General features: G+C 63.4%; 24 protein-coding genes. 14 read left to right on the forward strand and 10 right to left on the reverse strand.

Going from position 1 to position 20,692, the window contains the following annotated elements:
- Positions 1-14 precede the first annotated feature (14 nt).
- Both JQ631_RS10040 and JQ631_RS10045 read left to right on the forward strand, forming a co-directional pair.
- Positions 15-227, forward strand: a complete 213-nt coding sequence (locus JQ631_RS10040; protein ID WP_212325867.1) for a hypothetical protein — start codon at positions 15-17, stop codon at positions 225-227.
- Between the two features lie 77 nt (positions 228-304).
- A complete protein-coding gene (locus JQ631_RS10045; protein WP_212325868.1) occupies positions 305-655 on the forward strand; it encodes a hypothetical protein in 351 nt (116 codons plus the stop codon).
- A gap of 678 nt (positions 656-1,333) precedes the next feature.
- On the opposite strand, the gene JQ631_RS10050 is transcribed toward JQ631_RS10045, so the two are convergent.
- Positions 1,334-1,516: a hypothetical protein gene (locus tag JQ631_RS10050; RefSeq protein WP_212325869.1), complete on the reverse strand. Its 183-nt coding sequence runs from the start codon at positions 1,514-1,516 to the stop codon at positions 1,334-1,336.
- Between the two features lie 449 nt (positions 1,517-1,965).
- On the opposite strand from JQ631_RS10050, the gene JQ631_RS10055 reads away from it, so the two are divergent.
- Together JQ631_RS10055 and JQ631_RS10060 are read left to right on the forward strand one after the other, a co-directional pair.
- The gene (locus JQ631_RS10055) at positions 1,966-2,160 is read left to right on the forward strand and encodes a hypothetical protein (RefSeq protein WP_212325870.1); all 195 of its coding nucleotides are present in this window, start codon (positions 1,966-1,968) and stop codon (positions 2,158-2,160) included.
- A gap of 27 nt (positions 2,161-2,187) precedes the next feature.
- Complete coding sequence (locus JQ631_RS10060; RefSeq protein WP_212325871.1) at positions 2,188-2,490, forward strand: hypothetical protein; 303 nt, start codon at positions 2,188-2,190, stop codon at positions 2,488-2,490.
- 16 nt (positions 2,491-2,506) lie between these two features.
- Here JQ631_RS10060 and JQ631_RS10065 read toward each other — a convergent pair whose 3' ends face one another.
- Positions 2,507-2,755: a DUF3551 domain-containing protein gene (locus JQ631_RS10065; RefSeq protein WP_212325872.1), complete on the reverse strand. Its 249-nt coding sequence runs from the start codon at positions 2,753-2,755 to the stop codon at positions 2,507-2,509.
- Between the two features lie 462 nt (positions 2,756-3,217).
- Between JQ631_RS10065 and JQ631_RS10070 the strand changes: the two genes are divergently transcribed.
- Complete coding sequence (locus JQ631_RS10070) at positions 3,218-3,409, forward strand: hypothetical protein (protein ID WP_212328558.1); 192 nt, start codon at positions 3,218-3,220, stop codon at positions 3,407-3,409.
- 51 nt (positions 3,410-3,460) lie between these two features.
- On the opposite strand, the gene JQ631_RS10075 is transcribed toward JQ631_RS10070, so the two are convergent.
- A complete protein-coding gene (locus tag JQ631_RS10075; protein ID WP_212325874.1) occupies positions 3,461-3,688 on the reverse strand; it encodes a hypothetical protein in 228 nt (75 codons plus the stop codon).
- A 238-nt stretch (positions 3,689-3,926) separates the two neighbouring features.
- On the opposite strand from JQ631_RS10075, the gene JQ631_RS10080 reads away from it, so the two are divergent.
- Positions 3,927-4,259 carry a DUF1476 domain-containing protein gene (locus JQ631_RS10080; RefSeq protein WP_212325875.1) on the forward strand — a complete coding sequence of 111 codons (333 nt, stop codon included), beginning with the start codon at positions 3,927-3,929 and terminating at the stop codon, positions 4,257-4,259.
- A gap of 5 nt (positions 4,260-4,264) precedes the next feature.
- On the opposite strand, the gene JQ631_RS10085 is transcribed toward JQ631_RS10080, so the two are convergent.
- Entirely contained in the window at positions 4,265-4,843 is a 579-nt protein-coding gene (locus JQ631_RS10085; protein WP_212325876.1) for a TIGR00645 family protein, read from the reverse strand.
- A 137-nt stretch (positions 4,844-4,980) separates the two neighbouring features.
- On the opposite strand from JQ631_RS10085, the gene JQ631_RS10090 reads away from it, so the two are divergent.
- On the forward strand, positions 4,981-5,268 hold the full coding sequence (locus JQ631_RS10090; protein ID WP_212325877.1) for a hypothetical protein: 288 nt from the start codon (positions 4,981-4,983) through the stop codon (positions 5,266-5,268).
- Between the two features lie 18 nt (positions 5,269-5,286).
- Here the strand turns inward: JQ631_RS10090 and JQ631_RS32475 are convergent, their stop codons facing one another.
- Positions 5,287-5,415 carry a hypothetical protein gene (locus JQ631_RS32475; RefSeq protein ID WP_283841758.1) on the reverse strand — a complete coding sequence of 43 codons (129 nt, stop codon included), beginning with the start codon at positions 5,413-5,415 and terminating at the stop codon, positions 5,287-5,289.
- Positions 5,416-6,219: 804 nt separating this feature from the next.
- Here JQ631_RS32475 and JQ631_RS10095 point away from each other — a divergent pair.
- Positions 6,220-7,146, forward strand: a complete 927-nt coding sequence (locus JQ631_RS10095; protein WP_212325879.1) for a septal ring lytic transglycosylase RlpA family protein — start codon at positions 6,220-6,222, stop codon at positions 7,144-7,146.
- A gap of 21 nt (positions 7,147-7,167) precedes the next feature.
- Here JQ631_RS10095 and JQ631_RS10100 read toward each other — a convergent pair whose 3' ends face one another.
- Positions 7,168-8,124, reverse strand: a complete 957-nt coding sequence (locus JQ631_RS10100) for an alpha/beta fold hydrolase (protein ID WP_212325881.1) — start codon at positions 8,122-8,124, stop codon at positions 7,168-7,170.
- 153 nt (positions 8,125-8,277) lie between these two features.
- Here JQ631_RS10100 and JQ631_RS10105 point away from each other — a divergent pair, with 153 nt between their 5' ends.
- The 6 genes from JQ631_RS10105 to JQ631_RS10130 are packed head-to-tail and all read left to right on the forward strand — an operon-like array spanning position 8,278 to position 14,899.
- Positions 8,278-9,540, forward strand: a complete 1,263-nt coding sequence (locus JQ631_RS10105; RefSeq protein WP_212325882.1) for a D-alanyl-D-alanine carboxypeptidase family protein — start codon at positions 8,278-8,280, stop codon at positions 9,538-9,540.
- 2 nt (positions 9,541-9,542) lie between these two features.
- Complete coding sequence (gene tmk, locus JQ631_RS10110; protein ID WP_212325883.1) at positions 9,543-10,229, forward strand: dTMP kinase; 687 nt, start codon at positions 9,543-9,545, stop codon at positions 10,227-10,229.
- Positions 10,226-11,272 (forward strand): DNA polymerase III subunit delta', encoded by a 1,047-nt coding sequence (locus JQ631_RS10115; RefSeq protein ID WP_212325884.1) that lies wholly within the window; start codon positions 10,226-10,228, stop codon positions 11,270-11,272. The genes tmk and JQ631_RS10115 overlap by 4 nt, the downstream gene beginning before the upstream one ends.
- Before the next feature lie 47 nt (positions 11,273-11,319).
- Positions 11,320-13,299 carry a methionine--tRNA ligase gene (gene metG, locus JQ631_RS10120; RefSeq protein ID WP_212325885.1) on the forward strand — a complete coding sequence of 660 codons (1,980 nt, stop codon included), beginning with the start codon at positions 11,320-11,322 and terminating at the stop codon, positions 13,297-13,299.
- Positions 13,300-13,311: 12 nt separating this feature from the next.
- Entirely contained in the window at positions 13,312-14,088 is a 777-nt protein-coding gene (locus tag JQ631_RS10125; RefSeq protein WP_212325886.1) for a TatD family hydrolase, read from the forward strand.
- Positions 14,089-14,101: 13 nt separating this feature from the next.
- The gene (locus tag JQ631_RS10130) at positions 14,102-14,899 is read left to right on the forward strand and encodes an MBL fold metallo-hydrolase (protein ID WP_212325888.1); all 798 of its coding nucleotides are present in this window, start codon (positions 14,102-14,104) and stop codon (positions 14,897-14,899) included.
- A gap of 57 nt (positions 14,900-14,956) precedes the next feature.
- Here JQ631_RS10130 and JQ631_RS10135 read toward each other — a convergent pair whose 3' ends face one another.
- The 4 genes from JQ631_RS10135 to JQ631_RS10150 form a co-directional block, all read right to left on the reverse strand.
- On the reverse strand, positions 14,957-16,606 hold the full coding sequence (locus JQ631_RS10135; protein ID WP_212325890.1) for an acyl-CoA synthetase: 1,650 nt from the start codon (positions 16,604-16,606) through the stop codon (positions 14,957-14,959).
- A gap of 26 nt (positions 16,607-16,632) precedes the next feature.
- A complete protein-coding gene (locus JQ631_RS10140) occupies positions 16,633-18,522 on the reverse strand; it encodes a TRAP transporter large permease (protein ID WP_212325892.1) in 1,890 nt (629 codons plus the stop codon).
- 15 nt (positions 18,523-18,537) lie between these two features.
- Positions 18,538-19,557: a TRAP transporter substrate-binding protein gene (locus tag JQ631_RS10145; protein WP_212325894.1), complete on the reverse strand. Its 1,020-nt coding sequence runs from the start codon at positions 19,555-19,557 to the stop codon at positions 18,538-18,540.
- Positions 19,558-20,028: 471 nt separating this feature from the next.
- Positions 20,029-20,685, reverse strand: coding sequence for a hypothetical protein (locus JQ631_RS10150; RefSeq protein ID WP_212325895.1), 657 nt, complete (start codon positions 20,683-20,685; stop codon positions 20,029-20,031).
- Positions 20,686-20,692 lie beyond the last annotated feature (7 nt).

The following is a 20,692-nucleotide window of genomic DNA, read 5'->3' on the forward strand; positions in this document are numbered from 1 at the left end:
CTGAGGACACCTGCATGAGGCTCGTCGCAACGCACGAATACTCATTTCTCGACGTGCAGACGTTCACCGAACGTCGTGCGTGCGACAGGCTTTTCCGATACGGCGAGAATTCCTTTTTGCTGCACATGACTCCCGGCGAGTCAGAGAACGACCAGCTTTTCTGGTTGAACAGCCGCGAAGCATTGCTCTGGATCAATCAGGGCCCTGATGAATACGGATCGATTTAGCACTTGCTCCATGGTGGACACTCGTCGTGCACCGCGCTTTCGCGTTGGCTTGGCCAACGCCCTTCAGGATAGGGGCGATGTTTGATTGGGGATGGAAAATGATGGTCGGTGATAGACGTTCAGGAATCGACACGCGATCTGAAGAAGAGAAGCGGCTTACCGGAGAGCGGCGATCAAGCACCGAGTCGAGGGCAAACGCGCCGTCAAACGAACAACTCGCATTGTTTGCGCGTCGGCTGAAGAGAACAATTCGAGATGACCGAGGCCGTCTGTTCTTTGGAGTGGCGAATGGCGATCAAGACTTCGCTCTCTACCCGGACGTCATTCGCGTCGTCGAGTGGCTCGAGCGCGTAAGCCAAGTCGATGTCGTTTCAGATGATGCGCCTTTGCGTAAAAGCGTTTTGCGCAAGCAGGATGACGGTCCGTAGCGCCGTGTCATCCACCGCGGGTTTGGGGACGCCGTGTCCCCCAAACGCACGGTTCCATTTCGCGGGTGGTGCAGCGGCCCGCAGAATCTCCCAGGATCCTCGTCCATGAACGCGAACGGCCCCGGCCCCCTTCCGGGGCTGGACCGTGAGGAAGAGGAGGCAGGGGGGCCGCGAGCGCATCGACGCGAATCGTGCACTGGTTGTATTCTATGCTTCGCGATGCGGTCGCGGCGCTAACTTATGTTACGTGGCCGCCTGCGCGCACACGGGATCACCCGTAGCCGCGATACCGTCCACGCTTGCTTGGACGCTCGTCGCTGTCAACAATCCCTCAGCGCCGAACATAGCGATACGGGCGTTCGAAAACGTATGTCGAGCCGTAACGGTATGGAAGCGGATCATAGCCGATCAAATAAGCCGTTCTGACCCTGTAGTGCCTGTATCGCACGATTGCGGTGTGTCGATGCCAAGAGGCGCTACACACGCAGCGAGGGCGCGACGAGATATCGGAAGCAGTTGCGTTCCGCGGTAGAACGCACAGGGCGAAAGCTAACATCATCAAAGGTCGAAACATGAGACGAACGTCCAATATGCTGGCATTCGTCAGATAAGCCGGCAGGCCGATGCGAGTTCCCGCCCGGTCCGCTGCCTACGAGGGGCACCTCACGCATCAATCCATCAACGCTCGAACTTCGTTGGTGTCTCTCCGCCGCCCGCCCGGGTTCGCAGGGCTTCGATGGCCTTTCGATAGTCCTCTGCCACCTTGAGAAGGCCTTCGCGTTCGAGTTCCAGCGACGTGGCCGCCGCGGACTCGCGGCAGGCGCGCTCCAATCTGCGGAATTCCCGTAGTTCGCGGTTCAAGGTATGCCCCCTGATTTCCGATGCAGCGACCGCCCGGTCGGTTGCGAGATTCAAATATCCACGATTGCCGAAAGTTCCCGCATTATCAAATGTTATCGCCTTCCAAATTCGTCTCCTCCTTGCCTCCGGTTGAGGACGGTATTGCCTGATTCACCTGCGCTAATGCAGGCATCCAAATATGTTCGCACGATGAAATCGTTGCCGAGGCCCGATCTGATACTCGGCAGACTTATCGGCCCCAGCGCGTATTGGACCTTCCTGGACCAAGACCGGCTGGGGCCTTGAAGCCTGACTCAAATGGCGTTGACGCGTTCGAGGTCTAACCGAGCGGCTTGGTGAGAAATCCCCTCTGCCAAGCTTCCGTGTCGAAATGCCGCTTTGGAACGCGAATGATCGCCTGCCGTTCCTCTTCCCGGGCCGTTGAAGCTGACGCAAGGATGAGGATCGACATGGCCGACGAACGCTTTGCCTGCTTGCTGGGGAAGGCCGCCATCGACGTTTGGGCCGATATGCCGCGAGACGTTCAGGAGGCCCTGTTCGAAACCGCCATGAAAGACCGCGCCGCTGACCGGGAAGCGCTTGCGCGCCTGCTGCACGATCGACATCCGCGGACAGCGCATCCAGCCGTCAATACCGAGGAATAATCGGCGAAAACACGGAAGGAGACGATCATGCTTCAGAAGTCAATTTTGGCGGGTACATTGTTCCTGCTCACGTCGACCTTCGCGGTCGCAGGCCCTTGCAATACGGCCAACCGAGACGCCGGCTCCGGCCCGGCGACGACAGGGAAGGCAAGTGAGACGACGGGATCGGCTTCGTCGAATGCCAAGGAGCATCCGCCGACCTCGGCGATGAACAAGGCGACCGACAACACCGCCACGTCATCGCAGGATGCACAGCGCCAGATGCAGGGTAAGCCCACGGTTGCGGAACAGTCCGGCAAGTCGGATCGAACCGGCAACGACGGTTGCTGACCGAGTCGCGCGCCTGTCAGCGTGGTTGCTGCAACCTCTTTGTCCCTGGCTGCGTCTGCAGCTTGAACCTGACTCGCGGATTGATGTCGCAGGTGGTGTTCCAGCGACCGTAAGCCGAGGCCATGCATTGCGCCCGGGTCTCGTACATGCACTCGCCGGGCCAGCCGAGATCGTCGCCGACGACGCACCAGGGATAGTCGCGATCCGCGTGCGCAGCGGGAAGGGATCCCAGAAGGATCAGCAAGGCCAGGACGGTGGTGCGCATGGCGAGTCTCCAGGTATGACGCCCCCAATAAGAGAAGGGCCGGAGCCAATGGCAGGTTCGGGGCCCTGGTTCCTGCGGAGGCCATAGCTCACCCGAGCGGCCGCGGCACGTCAAATCACAGCCACGCTGTCGCGGGCTGATCCCGGGTCGCGCCAGCGCTGAGAGGCCCACTGATCAATTTCGGAATAGTCGCATTATGCCGGTGTTTTGCCCGACGCGTCAACCGGCTTTGCGAGGCCCAGGGAGCGTGGACACGTAAAGTATTGATCTGGCACGCATGGGTACTGTGCATGGGGTTGTTTTGATGGTTTTGGCGGGACCAGCCGATAGGAGCGGGCACGGTCTCCAAAACCGATGGTGCTGTTCCGCCAAGCACCTGAATCGACGTGCACTTCCGTTTGCTTCGATGGGCCCGGTCTGGCCGCCTGTGGAACCTTTGCCTCACCGCCGCGTTACTTCGTCATGACTGATGACCTTTCCTTCCGACGCAAACCCCTGACCCCTGAACAACGCCAGGCGCGCGATGCGACACGCCGCGTCGAGGCCGAGAAGGCCATGCGCGACCATGAGGAAGCGCAGAAGGCGTTCTATGCCAATCGCGAACGGCTGAAGGCCGAGCGGCTGGCGCGCGAGGCGGCCGCAGCAAAAGCCTGACGAGAGCCGAGCGGTCAGGCGTTCCCCGCCTGTGTGCCAGGATGCTGCCTGTCAGTGCCGGCTGGGCGTGCGTCCTGACGTCAGCGCGAGCCTGAGGGCTTGGACGGCGACTGCGATCGCGCCGCGAGGCACCGGCTGCGCCTCGATGGCTTCGGCTGCGAGACGGCAATCATCGGCGACCTTGAGCAGGCCTGATCGCGCGAGGTCCATGGTCGATTGCGCGGCCTGCTCCAGGCACACGCGCTCAAGCCGTCGAAATTCCCGAAGCTCTCTGTTCATGCATCGGCTCTCGATTTCCCCCAAAGTCATGCGGCCGTGAGTCTGCTTAACAAATCGTAAATGATCGCTTGGCCGGTCGGGCTGGTCCGGGCCTGACGCCGTCGCGCCCGGCCGGAGCGGCGGCTTGACGGCGCCGGCCTTCGGTCGGAAGATTCAAATGATCCTCAATTGACGAGAACCACGGAGATTTTCGCGTCCCCTCCAGATTCCCATCAGCGCAATGCAAATGGAGCCGACCATGACCACGTTCGACAAGCGCGAGCAGGGCTTTGAAGCCAAATTCGCCCACGACGAGGAGCTCATGTTCAAGGCCGCGGCCCGGTCGAACAAGCTGATCGGGCTCTGGGCGGCAGGCCAGCTCGGACTGAGCGGCGATGCCGCAGCCGCTTATGCGACGGCGCTGGTCACGGACAACGTGGCGAACCAGACGATGGACGAGACCCTGAACAAGGTGTCGGGCGATCTCGCCGCCCAGGGGATTTCGCGGGAGCAGGTCGCGCAAAAACTTCAGGAGTGCCTGCACCAGGCACTGGCGCAACTCGAGGCCGCATCGCGCAAAGCTGCCGACTGATCACTTCACTCCGTCTGCTTGCGCGTGGTCGCGTCGCTGAACCTGTCGACGAAGGCGATGCCGATCGCCGAGACCACGAAGGTGATGTGGATCAGCACCTGCCACATCACGCCGTTCTCGGTGAAGCTGGCGCGGCTCGAGCCGAGATTGCCGGCCTCGATGAAGGTGCGCAGCAGTGCGATCGAGGAGATGCCGATGATGGCCATCGCGAGCTTGATCTTCAGCACGCTGGCGTTGACGTGGCCGAGCCATTCGGGCTCGTCGGGATGGCCCTGGAGGTCGAGCCGGGACACGAATGTCTCGTAGCCGCCGACGATCACCATCACCAGCAGGTTGGAGATCATCACGACGTCGATCAGCGCCAGCACGCTCATCATGATCTCCTGCTCGGTGAGATCGAGCGCGTGGGTGGAGACGTGCCAGAGCTCCTTCATGAAGAGCACGATGTAGACGCACTGAGCGATGATGAGTCCGAGATAGAGCGGCAGCTGCAGCCAGCGCGAACCGAAGATGATCATCGGCAACAGGCCGAGCCGCGGCGAGGGCGGGCGAGGTCTCGTGGTGGTTTCTGGCTCTACCGACATTCAACGTCCACGCATCTGGATGAATCCCGTCCTCATGTACCCCGCCACGATGGCAGGTGGAAGACGGCAACGCCGGTTCGCGGCCTGTCGATCGCGTCGTCTCATGCTATCGTGGCGTACAGGTGGGGAGCGGGGAGATGCGGACAGTGCTGCACAAGGGCGTCGACCGGATCGCGCTTTTGAGTGTGATCATTCTCGGCGTGGGCGTCACGGAGGCCTTGGCGACACCCCTGACGCCATTCCGCTATGAGGCGCAGGCCCAGCGCCATTGCCCCGGCGACAAGGTGGTGTGGCTGGATTTCAGGAAGGGCGTCTACTACCGCAAAGGCCAGAAGCTCTATGGGCAGGGATTCGATGGCAGCTTCGTCTGCCTGAGCGAAGCGCGTGACAGTCTCTATCGCAGCTCGCCATTGGGTTTGCGCTGAGCGGCGCGCAGGCCCCGTCTATTTCTGGTTCGGCAGCGTCACCGGGACATGCGGGGAGGTGCTGATGACCCGGGGACTTCCGTCGGCATGGGTGCGGCCGCCGCGGATCAGGGACTCCAGAACCAGGAAGAACTTCTCGGCTAGCATGTGCGTCACCTTGATTGGTGTGGCCTCTTGAAATTTAGGTCGAGGCGCCGAACGCGGAAATTCAATCAACTAAACGGGAGCGGGATCATCCCGCATGCTGCGCCGCTGTGGTGCAGCGATCTGAAAATACGAAAAAAAGCGCCGGCGATTAGCCGAAGACAAGGGCGGCGAGGCTCGAGCAGAGCAGGACCAGACCGCCTGCGGTCAAAGCCAGAAAGCCGTCGGATACGAGGTCATGTTTGCGCATGGGACACCTGCTGCTCTCGTCCTCGATGCTCGATCGGATTCATTAAAATTGTCCGAACGTGCCGTCTTGAAGAGGTGATGCAATGTCGCCCGCGCGAGCGCCCTCAGGCCCTCGTGCGGTAGCCTTCAAACGCATGGGCCAGAAAGATCCCCGCGCTTACCAGACCCATCAGTGCCGAAACCGTCTCGATCATCGTTAAATTCCAATCCCGCCCCTGCACGCGAGAAAACGCGGGCGGCCTTGCACAGTCAAAAGAATTCCAGTGAAGCCGGCGATATCGGGGGTGGAGTGAGCTTTTGGCGCAACAGCTTGTGCGGGTCTGGTACATCGGAAGCGGTGCCGGCGCCCTCGCGCTCCGTAGATCAACGGAGAATTGCGAACGTCCTGTTTACCATCCCGGTGCGAACGCTGTGGGCTCCCCATTTCCGCCGTGTTCGGGTTGCGTTATCGTTACCGCCTCTGAGACGGTGGTGGGCGCCTCGGAGCTTTGAGGTCCGGAAGGCACCCCGTAGGCAAGCGGGTTGGGTCAGTCTCCGGCGAAATGGTATTTGGGGCGAATGGGGATCCGACGGTCAGATTCGGTGGTGCGGGCCGCGCGATGTGTTGCGGTGGTGAGCACCTGCCTGGCGCTCGCCAATTGCGCCTCGTCCAACAAGTTCGCCAGCCGGGTCGATCCCAAATACGGCGTGTCCTCGAGCCCGCGAGTCGTGGCCTGGGGCGAACCCGTCCCCAAGGGCGGCGGCACCTATCGCGTCGGCAAGCCCTATGTGGTTGGGGGGCGGACCTACGTGCCGGAGGAGGACGTCAATTATCGCGCTGAGGGCATGGCGTCCTGGTATGGCGATGATTTCCACGGCCGCCTGACCGCCAATGGCGAAGTGTTCGACATGGGCTCGCTGACGGCGGCCCATCCGACCCTGCCGATGCCGTCCTATGCGCGCGTGACCAACCTGTCGAACGGCAAGTCGCTGATCGTCCGCGTCAATGACCGCGGACCCTATCACGGCAACCGCCTCATCGACGTCTCGAACAAGGCCGCCGAACTGCTTGAATTCAAAGGCAATGGCGTCGCCAAGGTTCGGGTCGAATATGTCGGCCGGGCGCCGCTCGAAGGCTCTGACGACCGCCAGTTGATCGCTACCTTGCGTACCGGCGTTCCCGCGCCGTCGCCCTCGATGGTCCGCGTCGCCTCGGCGCGACCGTTTGTGCCAGAGCTGCCGTCGTCAACCCGTGGCGCCATCCGCGGCGAAGTCCCGATGCCGGAGGGGCGTCCCTACAGCCTCGGCAACACCTCCGCCGATGTCGCCTCGATCAACGCGACTTCGGAGATGTCGGCCTCGAGCCGCAGCCGGGGCCGGGCGCTCCAGAATGCCAGGCAGGTTTCCTATGATCCGGATGGTCGCTATGCGACCGAGAGCACTCCCGGCGCGTCCGACGGCGCAGCCGAAGCCCGCAGCATCCTCACCGGCCGCGGCCTGTACTGATCCCGAATTGCGTGCCGCGACCTAGCGTGACGCCGCTTCGCGCAGGAACCTGACAAGCGCGGCATTCACCTCATCCGGCCGTTCCTGCTGCACCCAATGGCCGGCGCCATCGATGATCAGTTTTCGTGTGAGATTGGGCAGCACGCGCTCCAGTTCGTTGACGCGCTTGGCGCCGATCAGGCCGGTAATGACGGCGTCCCGCGAGCCGGCAATGAAGAGTGAAGGCTGCTGAATCTGCGCATCCTGCCAGGGCGCGGTCAGCTCCCAATTGCGGTCGAGGTTGCGATACCAGTTCAGTCCGCCGCGGAAGCCGGACTTGCGGAAGCTCTCGGTGAAATGAGCGAGATCGTCCGCGCTTAGCCACGCCGGCAGCGGCTCCTCAGCTGTCGCATGGCCTAGAAATCCCTTGCCTTCCCGCACGAACATTGCAGCGTTCGGATCGGCCAATCCGCGCCCGCCGAGCACGATGCGCATGGTGCGGGCGACGTCATGCTCGAACTCGGCCTCGGCGACCCCGGGCGCCTGGAAGTACTGCCAGTAGAAATTGCTAATGCCGCCCTGGCGCAGCAATTCGAGCGGTCTGCCGCGTCCGCGGAACGGCGGCGGCACGCTGAGGCCCGCGACGGCGCTGAAGATATCGGGGCGAAACAGCGCCGCATGCCAGGCAACCGGCGCGCCCCAGTCGTGGCCGACCACGATGGCCTTGGTCTCGCCGAGCGCCTGCACCAGGCCGACCACGTCGCCGACGAGGTCGAGGATCGAATAGGCTGATACCTCCGGGGGAGCCGCGCTCTGGCCGTAGCCGCGCATGTCAGGGGCGACGACATGAAATCCGGCGGCCGCCAGCGCCGGGATCTGATGGCGCCAGGAGTACGACAGTTCTGGCCAGCCGTGGCACAGCACCACCAGCGGGCCCTGGCCGGCCTCACGGACGAAGAGGTCGATCCCATTGGCCTTGATCACGCGGGTCGTGGACATCGCTTTTCAGCCTTGTTTCAGGGGTTTGGTCGAAAAACATCAGGTGCCACGATAGGGATGCGACGAGAATCGTGCAATCTCTGGGGCGGGCGCCGATCCGCGTGTTGTTCGCCCCTGTTCCATTTGTTAGAACGCCGCTCTCAGGGCTTCGCCATGGCATTTCGTCTCATCTCGTTGCGTCACACCGGGGTTACAGCCGGGGCGCTGGGGCGCGGGCTGATCGCAGCGGCGCTCGCGATGAGCGTCGGCTGGGGCGGCGTGCTCTACGCCGCAAACCAGAGCGTCCAGGGCGCCAAGAAAACCGAAGATGCCGGCTTCGACGGTGATGCCCCCACGGCGATCCTGATCGAGGCCTCCAGCGGCAGCGTGCTGTTCGAGAAGAACGCCGACGAGCTGCGCGCGCCCTCCAGCATGATGAAGCTCGTGACTGCGGAGGTCGTGTTCAACGCGATCAAGAAGGGCGATGTCAAGCTGACCGACGAATACCGGATCAGCGAGAATGCCTGGCGCAAGGGTGGCGCCCCCTCCGGCACATCGACCATGTTCGCGGCAATCAACAGCAAGGTTTCGGTCGACGATCTCCTGCATGGCGCGATCATCCAGAGCGGCAACGACGCCTGCATCGCGCTCGCCGAAGGCATCGCCGGCAACGAGCGGATATTCGCATCCGACTTCATGACCAAGCGCGCTCGTGAGCTCGGCCTGACCAAATCGACCTTCGCCAATTCCAATGGCTTGCCCGACCCCGGCAACAAGATGACGGTTCGCGAGCTCGGCATGCTCGCCCGGCACATCATTCTGGACTTCCCCGAATTCTACAAACTGTTCGGCGAGAAGGAGTTCACCTGGAACAAGATTCGCCAGCCCAATCGCAATCCGCTCCTGAATTCGATGGAAGGCGCCGACGGCCTGAAGACCGGCTACACCAAGGAAGGCGGCTACGGGATGGTCGGCTCGACCGTGCAGAACGGCACGCGGTTGATCGTCGTCGTCAATGGCCTGGAAGATTCCGAGGACCGCGCCACCGAAGCCAAGAAGATGCTGGAATGGGGGTTTCGCAATTTCGAGACCCGCACGCTGATCGCGGCCGGCCAGCCGGTCGGCTACGCTAAGGTGTTTGGCGGCGAAAGCCGCTCGGTGAAGCTCGTCGCGAAAGAGCCAGTGAAGGTGATGGTCCACAAGAGCGGCGGCGACAAGCTGATCGCGCGTGTGGTCTACAGCGGTCCCGTGCGCGCGCCGGTTCGGGAGGGGCAGCAGGTCGGCGTGGTCAAGGTCTGGCGTAGCGGCAACATCGCGGTCGAGACGCCGGTCTATGCGGCCGAAGCGATCGGCACCGGCTCGACCGTGCGGCGCGCGCTCGACGGCGCCAGCGAGCTCGTGATCGGTATGTTCCGCGCAGGCGCCGAGAAACTCTGACCATGAGCGAGAGCGCGGTAAAATGGCCGTCCGGACGCGGACGCTTCATCACTTTTGAAGGCGGCGAGGGGACGGGCAAGTCGACTCAGATCAAGAAGCTCGCCGACCGCCTCAAGGCGGCAAGGATGCGCATTCTCGTGACGCGCGAGCCGGGCGGCTCACCAGGCGCCGAGATCATGCGGCATTTGGTGCTGTCAGGTATGGGCAAGCTGCTCGGTGCGGATGCGGAGACGCTGCTGTTTGCGGCCGCCCGCGATGACCATGTCCGTACGGTGATACAGCCTGCGCTCAACCAGGGCATCTGGGTCCTATGCGACCGCTTCGCCGACTCGACGCGGGCCTATCAGGGCAGCCTCGGCAGCGTACCCACCGCGCTGATCAACGCGATGCAGCGGGTCACGATCGGCGATCTCAAGCCTGACCTCACCATCATCCTCGACCTTCCGGTCGAGATCGGCCTGGCGCGCGCGGCGGCGCGGCGTGGCAATGGCACGCCTGACAGGTTTGAGGGCGAGAAGCTCGCCTTCCACCAGGGCCTGCGCGAGGCCTATCGCAAGATCGCAGCGGACGAGCCTTCGCGTTGCGTGCTGGTCGACGCCAATTCCGATCCTGACACGATTGCAGGGCGTGTCTGGACCGCGCTGCGTGACCGACTCCTGCCGACGCCAGCCTCGGTGGTCTCCGCATGAGCCCGCGTCAGGTCGAGCGCGAGAGCGCCATTCCGCATCCGCGCGAGACGAGCTTTCTATTTGGCCATCGCGAGGCCGAGACCGCGCTGCTGACGGCCTATCGCAGTGGGCGCATCCCGCATGCGTGGCTGATCGGCGGGCCGCAGGGCATCGGCAAGGCGACGCTGGCCTACCGCATGGCGCGCTTCGTGCTCGCTCACGGCCAGCCGCTGGCGCCGTCAGTGCAGGCGGCCGAAGATCTCGCGCTTGATCCTGACGACGCCGTGGCGCGGCAGGTCGCGGCGAGTTCGCATGGCGGCTTGCTGACGCTGGAACGCACTGCCAACGACCGCGGTGTGATGCGGACCGTCATCACCGTGGACGAGACGCGCGAGACGATTTCGTTCTTCGGCTCGACGGCGGCCGCCGAAGGCTGGCGCGTCTGCATCGTCGACACCGTCGACGAGCTCAATCCCAATGCGGCGAACGCGCTGCTGAAGATCCTCGAGGAACCGCCGCAGCGATCGCTGTTCCTGCTGGTGAGCCACGCGCCGGCGCGCGTACTCGCCACGATCCAGTCGCGTTGTCGCAAGCTGCGCCTGCGTGCGCTCGCGACCGACGAGGTGATCGGCGCGGCCGCCGCGGCCGCCGACCTCGCTCCGACCGATCTGGCGCTACGCGAGGCCGCGGAGGCCTCCGAAGGCAGCGTCGCACGGGCACTGACGCTGCTTGGCGGCGATGCGCTCAAACTCCAGCAGCGCACGGCGGCGATGCTCGCACGCCTGCCGCAGGTCGATCCGCGCGAATTGCACACGCTCGGCGAATCCCTTGGCATTAGCGACCGCGTCGCGCTTGCGGCCTTCATCGACGGCATCGATCGCTGGATCGCGGACAGCCTGCACGCGGACGAGGCCAATGCCAACCAGAACCTGCCGCGCCTTGCGCGACTAGCTGAGGTATGGGAAAAGATCGTCCGCGCCGCGCGCGACACTGAAACCTACAATCTGGAGCGAAAGCCCTTGGTTTTCTCGGTGTTCGGCTGGCTGGCGGACGCAACGCGCTAGGCGCAGATTCGTTTCCAATTTTTGAGAAGCCGGCAAAGGAATTCGTCGTGGCACCGCGAGCTAAGAAAACCGCCAAGGGCAAGAAGCCTGCGAAGAAGGCCGCCAAGAAAGCTGCGAAAAAATCGGCAAAGGCGCTCGCACGCAAAGCTGGCAAGAAGGTCACGAAGACCAAGAAGGCTGCCGCCAAGAAGGGCGCTGCGAAGGCTGCAAAGAAAGCCGGCAAGAAGGTCGCGAAGAAGCAGGTCGTCGCCAGGAAGGCCTCCAAGAACGCTTCCAAAAAAGTGATTGCCAAAAAGCCCGCCAAGGCTTCGGCGAAAAAGGTGGCCAGGAAGGCGAAGGTGACCGCGCCGGCCGTGGTCGCCACGCCGGCTCCCGTCGCTACGTCGCCAAAGGCTGTGAAGTCCAAAGCGTCAAAGCCCACGGCGTCGCTTGCGCCCAAGCCCGCGGCTGCACCGAAGGCCACCGCGCCCGTAGCAGCCCCCGCGCGCGACAACGTGTTCTACATCACCACAGCCATCGCCTATCCCAACGGTGTTCCGCATATCGGCCATGCCTATGAGGCGATCGCGACCGACGTGTTGGCGCGCTTTGCGCGGCTTGACGGCAAGGACGTCTTCTTTCTGACCGGTACCGACGAGCACGGTCTGAAGATGGTCCAGACCGCGCAGAACGAGGGCCTGACGCCGGCCGCGCTCGCAACCCGCAATGCCGGCCGCTTCAAGGAGATGGACGAGCGGTTGAATGTGTCGTTCGATCGCTTCATTCGCACCACCGAAGAGCAGCACCATCGATCAAGCCAGGAGATCTGGCGGCGCATGGAAGCGAACGGCGACATTTACGCCGACACCTATTCCGGCTGGTACTCGGTGCGTGATGAGGCCTATTACGCCGAGGACGAGACGCGCCTGAACGACGATGGCGTGCGGTTGGGCCCGCAGGGGACGCCGGTCGAGTGGGTCGAGGAGAAGAGCTATTTCTTCCGCCTCTCGGCCTATCAGGATAAGCTGCTCGGGCTCTATTCGGATCACCCTGATTTCATCGGACCTGACTCGCGCAAGAACGAGGTGGTGAGCTTCGTCAAGGGCGGCCTGCGCGATCTCTCGATCTCGCGCACGACCTTCGACTGGGGCGTCAAGGTGCCCGGCGACGAAGAGCACGTGATGTATGTCTGGGTCGACGCGCTGACCAACTATATCACCGGCGTCGGCTTTCCCGACGAGAGCGACGAGAACTGGCGCTACTGGCCGGCCGATGTGCACATCATCGGCAAGGACATCATCCGTTTCCATGCTGTGTACTGGCCGGCGTTCCTGATGTCGGCAGGCATTCCCGTGCAGAAGCGGGTCTATGCTCACGGTTTCCTGTTCAACAGGGGTGAGAAGATGTCGAAGTCGGTCGGCAACGTCGTCGATCCCTTCAATCTCGCCGACCAGTACGGCGTCGACCAGATGCGCTATTTCTTCCTGCGCGAGGTGCCGTTCGGCCAGGACGGCAATTACAACCACGAGGCCATCGTCGCCCGCATCAATGCCGATCTTGCCAACGATCTCGGCAATCTCGCGCAGCGCTCGCTGTCGATGATCGCCAAGCAACTCGGCGGCGTGCTGCCCGAGCCCGGCGAGTTCAGCGACAACGACAAGGCGATCCTGGCGATGGCCGATGGCATGGTCGCCGCGTCGCGCGAGGCGATGTCGACGCAGCAGATCCATCACTGGCTCAATGCCGTGTGGGCCGTAGTTGCGGAGGCCAACCGCTATTTCGCGGGCGAGGCGCCGTGGGCGCTGGCCAAGACCGATCCTGCCAGGCAGAAGACGGTGCTCTACGTCACCGCCGAGGTCGTGCGCCAGATTGCGATCCTGGCCCAGCCGGCAATGCCGACTGCATCCAGCTTGCTGCTCGACAGCCTCGGGGTCCCTGCAAACGAGCGCAATTTCGCGATGCTCGGCGGCGGCAGGCGGATCGCACCCGGCTCGACGCTACCCGCGCCGACGCCGGCGTTCCCACGCTACGTCGAGCCGGCGGCCTAAGGCGGACAGACGATGCTGGTCGACAGTCACTGCCATCTGGATTTTCCCGACTTTGCGGAAGATCTCGACGGGATCGTGTCACGTGCGCGCGCGGCCGGGATTGGCCGCATGGTCACGATCTCGACGCGGGTGCGAAAGCTCGATCACCTGCTCGCCATCGCCGGCCGCTATGACGACGTCTATTGCACGGTCGGCACCCATCCGCACAACGCGGATGAGGAAGACGGCATTTCGCCGGACGAACTGATCGCGCTGACGCAGCATCCGAAGGTGGTCGCGCTCGGCGAAGCCGGGCTCGACTATTTCTACGACGACGGCTCGCCCGAGGCGCAGGCGAGGGGCTTTCGTGCTCACATCGCGGCCGCCCGCGCCACCGGCCTTCCGCTGGTGATCCACACCCGCGAGGCGGACGAAGACTGCGCCCGCATACTGGAAGAGGAGGCGGCGAAAGGATCGTTTCACGCCGTGCTGCATTGTTACACCGGCGGGCGCGAACTGGCGCTGAAGGCGGTGTCGCTCGGACTCTATATTGGTTTCACGGGCATCCTGACCTTCAAGAAGTCGGATGCCTTGCGTGCGCTCGCGGCCGAACTGCCTGCTGACCGCATTCTGGTTGAAACAGACTCGCCCTATCTTGCGCCGGGCAAATTCCGGGGCAAGCGCAACGAGCCGGCCTATGTGGTTGAGGTTGCCAAGGTACTCGCCGAGACGCGCGGCGTGTCGCTTGAAGATATCTCACGGCAGACTAGCGAAAACTTCTTCCGCCTGTTCTCCAAGGTGAAAGCTTGAGGTCCTGAGCCGCATGACGCTGACGCTGACGATCCTGGGCTGCGGCTCCTCCGCCGGCGTGCCGCGCCCGGCACTTGGCTGGGGTGCCTGCGACCCCAACAATCCCAAGAACCGCCGCCGCCGCTGCTCGCTGCTGGTCGAGCAAACGTCACACCACGGCACCACGCGCATCGTGATCGACACGTCGCCTGACCTGCGCGAGCAATTGATCTCGACCGATGTCGATCACATCGATGCGGTGTTCCTGACGCATGAGCATGCCGACCAGACCCACGGCATGGACGACTTACGCTCCGTCGTGATCCACATGCGCAAGCGCATTCCGGTCTACTTCAATCAGTCGACCGCCAAGGACATCATGGCGCGGTTTTCCTATTGCTACATCTCGCCCGAGGGAAGCGACTATCCGCCGATCCTCGACCGGCATTCGATCGAGGCCGGTGGGAGCCAGATCATCAGCGGCAAGGGCGGGGACGTGACCATGACCGCGTTCCTGGTCCAGCACGGCAACATTCCCGCGCTCGGCTATCGCATCGGCAACGCCGCCTACACGCCTGATCTCAACGACATCCCGCGTGAGAGCTGGGGCGCGCTGGAAAACCTCGATCTCTGGATCGTCGATGGCCTGCGCTACACCCCGCATGTCAGCCACTTCAGCATCAACGACGCGCTGTCCTGGATCGAACGCTTCAAGCCGAAGCGCGCCGTCATTACCAACATGACGGCCGACGTCGATTACGAGGTTATCAGGCAGACGCTGCCTGCGGGGGTGGTGCCGGCCTATGACGGCCTGCGGCTGGAGACGCACTAACCTACCAGGCGTAGCGGACGATCGTGTTTCCAAATGTGTCTGAAGCCTGAACGTGCATCACGCCGTGATGGCCTTGGCCGAGCCAACCTCATTGCGCAGCAGGAATTTCTGGATCTTGCCCGTCGACGTCTTCGGGATTGGTCCGAACAGAACAGCCTTCGGCGTCTTGAAGCCGCTCATATGCGTGCGGCAGAAGGCGATGATGTCAGCCTCGGTCGCGCTCGCGCCGTCCTTGAGTTCGACGAAGGCGCAGGGCACTTCGCCCCATTTCGGATCGGGTTTTGCGACCACGGCGGCGAACAGCACGGCCGGGTGCTTGTAGAGGATGTCCTCGACCTCCACCGATGAAATGTTCTCGCCGCCGGAGATGATGATGTCCTTGGAGCGGTCCTTGATCGTGACGTAACCGTGCGCGTCGAGCACACCGAGATCGCCGGTGTGAAACCAGCCACCTTCGAACGCCTCCCTGGTCGCTTTCTCGTTCTTGAGATAGCCCTTCATCACGATGTTGCCGCGGAACATGACCTCGCCGATGGTCTCGCCGTCGCGCGGCACCTCCTGCATGGTCTGGGGATCGATGACGGTGACGCCTTCCTCGAGCGGGTAGGGCACGCCCTGCCGGCGTTTCATCGTCGCGCGCTCGGCAGCGGGAAGCTCGTCCCAGCCGGGCTGCTCGGCGCAGACGGAGGCGGGGCCGTAGACCTCGGTCAGGCCGTAGACATGCGTGAGCTTGATGCCGATGCTTTCGGCGCCTTCGAGCACCGCAACGGGCGGCGCGGCGCCCGCGATCAGGCCGACGACGCGGCGGGCCGCCTTGCCCTTGGGCGCATCGGGCGCATTGATCAGCGTGTTGTAGACGATCGGCGCGCCGCACATGTGGGTGACGCCGTGCTGCTTGATGAGCTCGAAGATCCTGGTCGGCTCGACCTTGCGCAAGCAGACATTGATGCCGGCGGCGGCTGCGAGCGTCCAGGGAAAGCACCAGCCGTTGCAGTGAAACATCGGCAGCGTCCAGAGATAAACCGGATGCTGACCGAGATTGCCGGCGAGGATGTTGCTGACGGCGTTGAGATAGGCGCCGCGATGATGGGTGACGACGCCCTTGGGATTGCCTGTGGTGCCCGAGGTGTAGCTGAGCGCGATCGCGTTCCATTCGTCCTGCGGTGGGATCGCCGCGAAGTTCGGATCGCCTTGGACGACTGCCGCTTCGTACTCGATCTCGCCGATGCGCTTGCCGCCCTTGAAGGCGGCATCGTCGACGTCGATCACGAGCGGCCTTGGCCCGCTCATCTGCGCCAGCGCATCGGTGATCACGCCGGAAAATTCGGGATCGACCAGAATGATTTTTGCGCCGCCATGATCGAGCTGAAACGCGATCGAGGGCGCATCGAGGCGGATGTTGAGCGCGTTGAGCACGGCACCGGTCATGGGGACCGCGAAATGCGCCTCGTTCATCGCCGGAATGTTCGGCAGCATCGCCGCGACGGTATCGCCGATGCCGATGCCCTTGCCGGCAAGATAGGAGGCGAAGCGCCTGCAGCGCTCGTGCGTTTCGGCCCAGCTGAAGCTGCGGCCCTCATAGACCGTGCTGATGTGATCCGGATACACCGCGGCGCTGCGCGCGAGAAAGCTCAGGGGTGACAGCGGCACGTAATTGGCGGGGGTCTTGTCGAGGCCGATATTGTACTGGTTCTGCTGATCGCTCATCGACACCCTCCTTGACGCAACGCGGTTTACAGGAATCCGATCGAGATCCAGGGGAAGACCGCAACGACGATCAATCCGACCAGCAGCGCCAGCAGGTAACCCCAGATCGGCCTGATGCCCTCGGCCGGCTCGACGCGTCCAATGGCACAGGCGGCATAATAGCCGACGCCGAACGGCGGCGCGAATAACCCGATACCCATCGCCAGAATGATGATCATGGCGTAGTGCACTTCATGCACGCCGACGGCGCGGGCGATCGGAAACAGCAGCGGCCCGAACAGCACGATCGCAGGAATGCCTTCCAGCACGCTGCCGAGGATGGTGAAGGCCAGGATGGACACGGCGATAAAGGTCGCAGCGCCGCCCGGCAGGCCGGTCATGGCGGAGGCCAGCGAGTGTGAGAAGCCCGATTGCGTCAGGCCCCAGGCCATGCCGGTGGCCGTGCCGATGATCAGCAGGATCGCACCCGACAGCGCGGCCGTCTCGACCAGCATCGGAAACAGCCGCCGCCAGTCAAAGCGGCGGTAGATGATCAGGCCGACGAGGGCGCCGTAGACGATGCCGATGGTGGAGACTTCGGTGGCGGTCGCAATGCCCTCGACGACGGCGTAGCGGATCACGAAGGGCAGCGCGAGCGCGGGCAGGGCGATGACGAAGGTCTTGCCGATCTCGGACGCGGTGGCGCGTCGAACATGGCTCATGTCCTCGTGGCGATAGCGCCACCACACCAGCGTGCAGAGCGTGAGCGCAAGCACGACGCCAGGCAGCAGGCCGCCGGTGAACAGGGCGGCAATCGAGACGCCAGTGACCGAACCGATCGTGATCAGCACCAGGCTCGGCGGGATGGTTTCAGTCTGGGCGCCGGTCGCCGCAAGCAGCGCGACGAGATCGCCGGGCTTGGCGCCACGCTGTTTCATCTCCGGGAACAGCACGGGCGCGACCGCAGCCATGTCGGCAGCCTTGGCGCCGGAAATGCCGGAGACCAGATACATGGCGCCGACCAGCACGTAATGCAGACCGCCGCGGACATGGCCGAGCAGGCTAGCCAGGAACGCCACCATGGCCCGCGCCATGCCGGTCATCTCGATCAGCAGGCCCAGGAACACGAAGAGCGGCACCGACAGCAGGATGAGGTGGCTCATGCCCTCGTCCATCCGTCCGACCAGGACCATGACCGGCGTATGCGTGGTCAGCGCCAGATAGCCGAAGATCGCAAGGCCAAAGCCGAACGCAATGGGAACCCCGGCGAAGACGCAAAAGCCGGCGACGCCGACGAAGAAGATGAGGAGGTTGAGATTGCCGAGCGGCCGCAGGTAGGGCTGTGCCAGCCAGAACAGCCCGGCGACGACAGCGACCGTCAGCGCGGCCGTCAGCACCATCCGGTAGTCGGCCGCGCGCATGAGACGCAGCAAGGCAAAGGCCGCCATCAGGCAGATGCCGACCGGCAGCGCGACGGCGCGCCACATGTTCGAGATCTGGAGCGCCGGCGTGGTGATGAAGCTCTCTTCGTAGGCGTAGTCGTAGGCCGGCCAGACGATCAGCGCGAGGAAAACCAGCGCGGCAGAGACCGACACGAGATCGAGCCAGGCTCGCGTCGCGGGTCCTGTGCTCGCAACGATCGCGGTCATGCGCATGTGCTCGGAGCGGCGGAACGCCACCGCGGCGCCGAGCATTGCCAGCCACAGGAACAGGATCGAGGCGAGCTCGTCGGACCAGATCAACGGCCGGTGCAGGCCGTAGCGCGCGACCACACCGGCAAACAGGATCGCGATCTCGGCGACGACCAGGATCGCCGCAGGAATTTCGACGGCGAGCCCTAGAATGCGCTCCAGCGAGGCCAGCCATGAAGGTCGGCGAGGGGACTGAACAGCCACCTCGCCCACCATTTCGGTCACCTGAACCTCGACATGAGCCATGACGGCTCCAACGCGTTACGACAGCTTGCCGACGGCCTTTTCCAGGAGGTCCCAGGCCTGCTCGCCATATTTGCCCTTCCATTCGGCATAGAAGCCGGCAGCCCGCAGCTTGTCGCGGAATGGCGCGACCGTGGGCTGGTTGAAGGTCAGGCCCTTGCCAGCGAGCTCCTGCTGGAGGTTGGCGTTCAGCTTGGCGGTATCCTCACGTTCCTTGATGGCGGCGGCGTTGATGTTCTTGGCGACGACGGCGCGCACGTCTTGCGGAAGCTTTTCCCAGGCTCTCCGGTTGGCCAGGAACCAGAAGCCGTCCCACATGTGGTTGGTCAGCGAGCAGTATTTTTGTACCTCGTAGAGCTTTGCCGTCGAGATGATCGCCAGCGGGTTCTCCTGGCCTTCGACGATCTTGGTCTGGAGCGCGGAATAAACCTCGGCGAAATTGATCGAGGCGGGGGCTGCGTCGAACGCCTTGAACATCGAGGTCCACAGCGGCGACACCGGCACTCGGATCTTGAAGCCCTTGAGGTCGTCGGGACCGGTGATGGGCTTGGTTGACGACGTGGTCTGGCGGAAGCCGTTGTCCCAGATCTTGTCCATGACCTCGAGACCGGACTTCTTGATCTCGCCACGGACGTAGGCTCCGAGGTCGCCATCCATGGCCTTCCAGACCGTGTCATAGTCCGGGAATGCGAAGCCGATGCCGTTGATGGACGCCGCCGGCACCAGGGTCGACAGGATCAGGCCGGACAGCGTGAAGAACTCGACGCCGCCGGACCGGATCTGGCTGAGCATGTCGGTGTCGGAACCGAGCTGGTTGTTCGGGAAGATCTGAAGGTCGAACTTGCCGTTGGTCTCGCTCTTGATCGCCGCGGCCATCTCCTTGGCGCGGGCATTCATCGGGTGCGAGTCAGGCAGGTTGTTGGCGTATTTGTAGGAGAACTCGGCGGCCTGGGCCCGGGCCACATAGGGCGCGCTGACGCCGCCAAAGACGGCGGTCGCGGCGGAGGCCTTGAGAAGCGTGCGGCGGGAAAAACTCATGGGGTCTGCTTCCTCGGAAGTTTGTTCTTGTTGTGAGATGCAAACCTATACGGACGTCTGGTCAGCAGTCATCTGCGATCTCGCGAAGCTCGCTTATTGCAGCCGAACAAGGTCGCGGCAATATCGGCTTTCAGACGAGGCCGCCGGTGCGTGGGTCGGTGGATCGATGCTCAGGTCAGGACGGCGAGAAAGCCGCATCAGTGAAGCTGTGATGGCAAGAGCTTGGCCTAAATAACTGATCTAATTGGGTATAAATATATTCCATAATATACCTTATGCGAATTACGGATATGGGCGTGCGGACAAGCCAGGCTGGACCGAGTCCTACATACAACCCCGCTCCCGGCTCATATCCGCTTGCTGCCCCTCATCGGATCAGTGCGGCCTGGAGCACTCCACGCCGTACCGGAATCACTCGAGAACAAAACAGTCGCCGGGACGGTTTCGGCCAAGCCGATTGAGGCAAAGGCGTCAGCCGAAATCCGCGATGCGGGCGTCGAGTGCGAACATGCTTTGATAGATTTCAGGCGCGCTCGCACGGCCGAGGACGTCAGGCGCGATCGTGCGGGCTTGCTCCAAGGCGGTCCGCAATGCGGCTCGGTCCAGCGCCTCGATCAGCAGAAGGCCCGAGAAGAAACCCTCATCCTTGCGCATGCCTTTTTCCGTCGTCGGCACCGATGTCCGGGCCTCGTCGGTTGCTCCGATCTGCACGGCGGCGATGCCGTCGCGGGCCACGAGCGCCTCGGCCAGTTCTTCGGGACGCTCGGGCAGGGTCTCCACCCGCAGGGCCATGATCGTGGCCCCCTCGCCGCGCCCTGCCCGCGTGACCATGGTGCCGCCGCCCCGGATGAAATTGCCGAGCCTTGGCATGATGCGCTGTGACCATGGCGTCGGCGCGTTGAGGCGCGCCAGATAGGCTTGGCCATCGAGGACCGCGGGTGCTTCCAGCTCGTACAGGATGAAGAAGCGATTGACGTCGTCACGCGTCGCGCAGAACACGCGCGATGCCAAAAACCCGGGGGTCGTGACGCGTTCGGTGGTGTGCTCGCGCGTCAGCCAGTGCCGGTAATCGGTCAGATCCTGCGCCGCCACGTCGCTCCAGATGGCGAGAAATCCCGATCCGCGCATCCCGCTC

The sequence above is a fragment of the Bradyrhizobium manausense genome (assembly GCF_018131105.1).
In the GTDB taxonomy this organism is placed as follows: domain Bacteria; phylum Pseudomonadota; class Alphaproteobacteria; order Rhizobiales; family Xanthobacteraceae; genus Bradyrhizobium; species Bradyrhizobium manausense_B.

Bases quoted from the DNA above. Each gene is read 5' to 3' on its own strand.
- JQ631_RS10070 (WP_212328558.1), top strand. From the start codon at position 3,218: ATGACTGATGACCTTTCCTTCCGACGCAAACCCCTGACCCCTGAACAA.
- JQ631_RS10055 (WP_212325870.1), top strand. From the start codon at position 1,966: ATGGCCGACGAACGCTTTGCCTGCTTGCTGGGGAAGGCCGCCATCGAC.
- JQ631_RS10045 (WP_212325868.1), top strand. From the start codon at position 305: ATGTTTGATTGGGGATGGAAAATGATGGTCGGTGATAGACGTTCAGGA.
- JQ631_RS10115 (WP_212325884.1), top strand. From the start codon at position 10,226: ATGAGCCCGCGTCAGGTCGAGCGCGAGAGCGCCATTCCGCATCCGCGC.
- JQ631_RS10095 (WP_212325879.1), top strand. From the start codon at position 6,220: ATGGGGATCCGACGGTCAGATTCGGTGGTGCGGGCCGCGCGATGTGTT.
- JQ631_RS10080 (WP_212325875.1), top strand. From the start codon at position 3,927: ATGACCACGTTCGACAAGCGCGAGCAGGGCTTTGAAGCCAAATTCGCC.
- JQ631_RS10145 (WP_212325894.1), bottom strand. From the start codon at position 19,557: ATGAGTTTTTCCCGCCGCACGCTTCTCAAGGCCTCCGCCGCGACCGCC.
- JQ631_RS10100 (WP_212325881.1), bottom strand. From the start codon at position 8,124: ATGTCCACGACCCGCGTGATCAAGGCCAATGGGATCGACCTCTTCGTC.
- JQ631_RS10040 (WP_212325867.1), top strand. From the start codon at position 15: ATGAGGCTCGTCGCAACGCACGAATACTCATTTCTCGACGTGCAGACG.
- JQ631_RS10075 (WP_212325874.1), bottom strand. From the start codon at position 3,688: ATGAACAGAGAGCTTCGGGAATTTCGACGGCTTGAGCGCGTGTGCCTG.
- JQ631_RS10105 (WP_212325882.1), top strand. From the start codon at position 8,278: ATGGCATTTCGTCTCATCTCGTTGCGTCACACCGGGGTTACAGCCGGG.
- JQ631_RS10140 (WP_212325892.1), bottom strand. From the start codon at position 18,522: ATGGCTCATGTCGAGGTTCAGGTGACCGAAATGGTGGGCGAGGTGGCT.
- JQ631_RS10085 (WP_212325876.1), bottom strand. From the start codon at position 4,843: ATGTCGGTAGAGCCAGAAACCACCACGAGACCTCGCCCGCCCTCGCCG.
- JQ631_RS32475 (WP_283841758.1), bottom strand. From the start codon at position 5,415: ATGCTAGCCGAGAAGTTCTTCCTGGTTCTGGAGTCCCTGATCCGCGGC.
- JQ631_RS10090 (WP_212325877.1), top strand. From the start codon at position 4,981: ATGCGGACAGTGCTGCACAAGGGCGTCGACCGGATCGCGCTTTTGAGT.
- JQ631_RS10125 (WP_212325886.1), top strand. From the start codon at position 13,312: ATGCTGGTCGACAGTCACTGCCATCTGGATTTTCCCGACTTTGCGGAA.
- JQ631_RS10060 (WP_212325871.1), top strand. From the start codon at position 2,188: ATGCTTCAGAAGTCAATTTTGGCGGGTACATTGTTCCTGCTCACGTCG.
- JQ631_RS10150 (WP_212325895.1), bottom strand. From the start codon at position 20,685: ATGCGCGGATCGGGATTTCTCGCCATCTGGAGCGACGTGGCGGCGCAG.
- JQ631_RS10135 (WP_212325890.1), bottom strand. From the start codon at position 16,606: ATGAGCGATCAGCAGAACCAGTACAATATCGGCCTCGACAAGACCCCC.
- JQ631_RS10130 (WP_212325888.1), top strand. From the start codon at position 14,102: ATGACGCTGACGCTGACGATCCTGGGCTGCGGCTCCTCCGCCGGCGTG.
- tmk (WP_212325883.1), top strand. From the start codon at position 9,543: ATGAGCGAGAGCGCGGTAAAATGGCCGTCCGGACGCGGACGCTTCATC.
- JQ631_RS10065 (WP_212325872.1), bottom strand. From the start codon at position 2,755: ATGCGCACCACCGTCCTGGCCTTGCTGATCCTTCTGGGATCCCTTCCC.